This is a genomic window from Wolbachia endosymbiont of Pentidionis agamae (assembly GCF_036711655.1).
Taxonomy (GTDB): domain Bacteria; phylum Pseudomonadota; class Alphaproteobacteria; order Rickettsiales; family Anaplasmataceae; genus JAZHPY01.
In genome coordinates this window covers 1-4,751 of sequence record NZ_JAZHPY010000082.1, presented here as the reverse complement: position 1 = coordinate 4,751, position 4,751 = coordinate 1, and the positions used below count along the sequence as shown (strand labels likewise).

Sequence of the window (4,751 nt, the reverse complement as noted above, 5' to 3'; positions counted from 1 at the left end):
CTTCACTTGAACCTAGCTGTGAACCTTTAGCAACTCGGACTACCTCTTCAAGAGAAGTAGTAATAATACATCCATCAACAAAATTAGCAGATACAGACACACAGCCTCTGCAAGATGCTGTTGGACAGAATCGCTAATTTTTAGTAATAGCACTATTGCTACTTTATACGTAGCAGTAGTGCATTTTTTATAAATATGCAGACTGTTATAACTTTAATTACTGTCCAAACTGTTAAGCAGAATTGACTTGCTTGCATCTGCTAAAAAGCCTATTATAGCTAATTTTAGCATGTTAACATGCATTATAAAAATAAAGTATAATTTTCTAATTAAGCTGTTGACTTTACAAATTACATGATTATACTGGCTTCAGTATATGTTATTTTCACATAATTTTATGTTATTTTCACATAATTTTTTGAGGATTATTATTTTAAGTAAAGAAATAAAATTTTGTGAAGAAGCACATTAAAAACATTAATATATAAGTCCATAATGTTTAAAAGACATGAAGATTTAAGTATGGTGCAACATAAATAAATTAAAAAGGGGGATAAAATGAAGCTAAATGAAATAAAAAAAATAGAAGCAAAATGCAGTGTTCTTTCTAAGAATGATGATGTAACAAAAATACTGAATGATTTGGAAGAAGTAATAGAACTTGCAAAAACAAAAAAAATCATATTGGGTGCTTGTGTTCCTTTTCCTGATGAGTCATCTTCTGAGGAAGAAGAGAAACAAGATAGGTCATTTCTTGATCGTGTAATAAGTAGTATTATTTTAATTGAAAAGCGTATTCCTGATCTTAATCAGAACCAAAAAGATAAGCTAACTTCTCTTAAAAAATATGTAAATAATGCTATCAAAACAGGTAGTTTCATAGGTAAAGAAATTTTAATGAATTAATTGAAATAACACACCAAGCACACATAGATGAAATCATGTTTGGTATGCCTTATGATTTAGTCTACGGGTCATTATCTGATGAACAAAATGAAAAAGGAAAAAAAGGTATATCGTTTATTGGTTATCTAATAAAGAATACAAATCTAATTAAAGGATATATTGAAGCACATAAATCATCTCTTCCTAGTGAAAAAGTAATTAGAGAAAAATTGTCTATTCTTGAAAAAGAAATAAATGACTCTATAAAAACAGGTGTTTTTATAGGAAAAAAGATTTTAGAAATCACCAAAGTCGATGAGTCCGTAATAAAAGAGCGTGAAGAATATTTATTAGGGTTAGAGAAAGTTGCGGTAGCAAGCATTGTGAATGATAAAAAGGAAAATGTAGTGGTTGAAAGAGATAATAGTTACTATTGTGTGTGGTACCAAGAAAGTAGTATTGTAGCACCTCAAAAATTTTTAAATTCTCAAGAGTTTAAAGACATAAAATATGGAGCTTTACGTATGGGGGATGGGGATAATATAATACGGCTATATAATGGGCAATACCATGACATGAAAGGTAAATTAAAGATGACTATTCGTTTTGGTGAAGAAGTACTTGAAATGACTTTATATTCCAGAAAAGCTCATGAACCTAAGAACAATGCATTGAACTTTGGTACAATAATGGTTAGCATGAATGATGAGAACTGTAAAACTTTCTCAAAATACTATGAGAAATTAAAAGAAGTAAAACATTTAGAAAGGATTATTGATAGGGCTAGAAGTTTTGTTCAGGAAAAGACAACTGGTGAGCAAAGAGAGCCGTTTAGTGTTTTAGAAGAAGTTAGCGTAGTGCAATGTTGTTCTCATTGCATAAATAGCAGAAGCTAAGCTTCTAGCCGTTCTATACCTTTGTATTATTTAAGAGAAAATATTGCATGAAAATGGAACATTTATTTCTTTTAATACAAAAGAAAGAGAATAGATGAGCGCTTCAATCCAAAAACTATTTGAATGAAAAAGCGGTTATCTATTTAAATTTGATATAAAACTTATGTTTTCAGAATGTTATTGCAAAACTTTACCAAAGCATATTATTGAAAAATGCAATAATTGAATATCCAATGCTTCATTTATTTACTTGCTTGCCTATAAAAACTGTTATAATTATCTATAATATATTTTGCCAACTAATATATACATGGATAATAAAAAGGATCTTTTGCTGGAGCCAACAAAGAATGTGAGTTACTTTGACAAAGCACTAGAGTGGTATTGTTATAGACATTTATATGTCGCAATAGAAAGGTTTCAGTTATTAATTGCAGTGTTGTTTCTTATAATCTGCATGTGTTTTTTATTGTTGAATATATTTGTATTATTTCCGGCAAATAGAGTTTCTAATTTTGTGCGATATGTAGATCATTCAGATGGTGAGTTTTCTATCGTTCATAAACTTAATAAAACAAAACATAAGAAAAATGAGTATGCTTTAATAGCAGACTACCTGTTACAAAAGTATGTCATGTTATATGAATCTTATTCTCCTGCTGAAAATCTATCTTATCAAGACAATTTTATTAAAAATAATTCTGTACATAGGATATATGAAAACTTTCAACAAAAAATTTCTAATGATTATCGAACATTAAAAAAAGTAACAAATGTTAATGTTACAAAAATTTTTATTGATCAATTTCATGATAGCTTGGTAACCGTGCTTGGCACAGCTGTTATAGATAGTACGGTTAAAGAAAGAAACAATAAAACTACTAACTATACTATTCAAGTTAAATTTTCTTTATCTAATTTACAAATGAGTTTAAAAGGTGTAGTACCTTTTAAATTTACTATTATTGATTATCAATATATACAATAATGTAATAAAGTTTTTATAAATGACAAAATGATGAGTACTTTTCTACCTAAAATTATAGTTAGTATATTATTCTATATTACATCGGTATTTTACAGTACTAATATCAATGCAAAACAAGAAGCAAGGTCAATAGCTGCAGATGATCATATAAAAGTAATAAGTTATAATCCACAAGCTATACACAAATATGTAGGCTTTTATGGGTATCAGTCTAGCATACTATTTGAACCTGGAGAAGTAATACAAACTATTTCAATGGGTGATTCAACTGGTTGGCAAATTGTACCTCAGAATAATAGATTATTTATAAAACCTATAGATGATTTAGCAAATACAAATGCAACCATTATTACTAATAAGAGGATATATTATTTTGAATTGCATGCAGAAGAGGCAACAGGGCTAGATGATCCGAAACTTGCATATGAAGTAAGATTTATTTATCCATCGATAATTGGTGATGATATTTATACAAGTACAGCAAGTGATATCTTTGAACATTCTGATAAAACTTTTATTCCTGATGTTAGTGATATTGATGTTGCAAAGAAAGGTTTAAATTTTAATTATTCCATGTCACACACTGAAGGAAGTGATTCCATTATACCTATTAAAGTATTTGATGATGGAAAATTCACATACTTACAATTTAACAAAGCAAATACAGATGTACCTGCAATATTTGTTGTTGATAACAAAGGTTATGAATCTTTAATTAACTTTCGTGCTGTTAATGATTATATTATAATAGAAAGAGTAAGTTCGGTATTTACTTTAAGAAATGGTTCAAGCACAGTGTGTTTATTTAATGAAGAGATGCCATTTAAGAAGAAGCTAAAGTAGTATAGAGTCTTAGTTTATTGTTGTATTTAAATAACTCCCTTAAGCCTGCGAAGGCGTTTAGGATGTTTTAGCTTGCGTAAGGCTTTTGCTTCTATCTGTCTAATTCTCTCACGTGTTACTTTAAAAATTTTGCCTACTTCTTCTAGAGTATACTCCTTTCCGTTTTTCCCAAGACCAAAACGCATTCTTAAAATTCTCTCCTCTTTTGGCATTAAAGTTGCAAGTATACCGGTGGTAATATCACGTAAGTCTGCAAGGATTGCAAAATCCTCAGGCTTTGACACTCGTTTATCTTCTACACAGTCACCAACAGTACTGCTATCGTCTTTACCTGTAGGCATGTCAAGACTTACAGGGTCTTTTACTATCTTCAAAACTTTACGTATTCTGTCAACTGGCATTTCAACTCTTACAGAGAGCTCCTCCATTGATGGCTCTCTCCCCATCTCATGAGTCATTTGCCTTAAGACCTTATTTATCTTACTGATGTTTTCAACCATATGCACAGGTACCCTAACTATCTTAGCTTGCTCTGGTATTGCTCTGCTAATTGATTGTCTTACCCACCAAGTTGCATAAGTTGAAAATTTATACCCCCGTTTATAGTCAAACTTATCTACTGCTTTCATAAGCCCAATATTCCCTTCTTGTATTAAATCAAGAAAAGGTAATCCACGATTTGAATACTTTTTAGCAATAGAGACAACTAACCTAAGATTAGCTTGGGTCATTACCTTCTTGGCTGATGAAATTTCACGGTTATGCTTTTGTATCTTCAGGATTAATTCTTTAAATTCCTGTACATCATCATTACCTAAAATTAAAGCAATATTTTCTATATTTTGAGCTAGTGCAGGAAACTTTTTTAATAAAATTTGAGGCAAAGTACCACGATACTCCTCAAGAAAAATTTTCCTATCTATACCAAGCTTTGTAGCTTCAGCAATAAGATTTACTTCTTCAGATACAATACGTTTATTTATAGAATAAAGCTCTTCTGTAATACGAGATACAGCAGTATCACTGAGTTTAATCTGTAATATTGTAGACCAAATCTGATCATGTAAATTTTCGTACTCTAGTTCATTATAATCAATACCAGAAAATTTCTTCCTGCTGCTCAGTAGTAATATTTCGTT

General features: G+C 30.0%; 5 protein-coding genes. 4 read left to right on the top strand and 1 reads right to left on the bottom strand.

The window, feature by feature from the left end:
• Positions 1-558: 558 nt before the first annotated feature.
• From V6U76_RS04555 to virB9, 4 genes are all read left to right on the top strand, one after another.
• The gene (locus V6U76_RS04555) at positions 559-906 is read left to right on the top strand and encodes a hypothetical protein (RefSeq protein ID WP_333023913.1); all 348 of its coding nucleotides are present in this window, start codon (positions 559-561) and stop codon (positions 904-906) included.
• A gap of 44 nt (positions 907-950) precedes the next feature.
• On the top strand, positions 951-1,781 hold the full coding sequence (locus V6U76_RS04550) for a hypothetical protein (protein WP_333023911.1): 831 nt from the start codon (positions 951-953) through the stop codon (positions 1,779-1,781).
• Positions 1,782-2,073: 292 nt separating this feature from the next.
• Positions 2,074-2,769 (top strand): VirB8/TrbF family protein, encoded by a 696-nt coding sequence (locus V6U76_RS04545; protein ID WP_333023909.1) that lies wholly within the window; start codon positions 2,074-2,076, stop codon positions 2,767-2,769.
• Between the two features lie 30 nt (positions 2,770-2,799).
• Positions 2,800-3,612, top strand: coding sequence for a P-type conjugative transfer protein VirB9 (gene virB9, locus V6U76_RS04540; RefSeq protein WP_333023907.1), 813 nt, complete (start codon positions 2,800-2,802; stop codon positions 3,610-3,612).
• A gap of 26 nt (positions 3,613-3,638) precedes the next feature.
• Here the strand turns inward: virB9 and V6U76_RS04535 are convergent.
• Positions 3,639-4,751 (bottom strand): sigma-70 family RNA polymerase sigma factor (locus tag V6U76_RS04535; protein ID WP_333023905.1); only part of this gene is annotated, 1,113 nt, incomplete at its 5' end.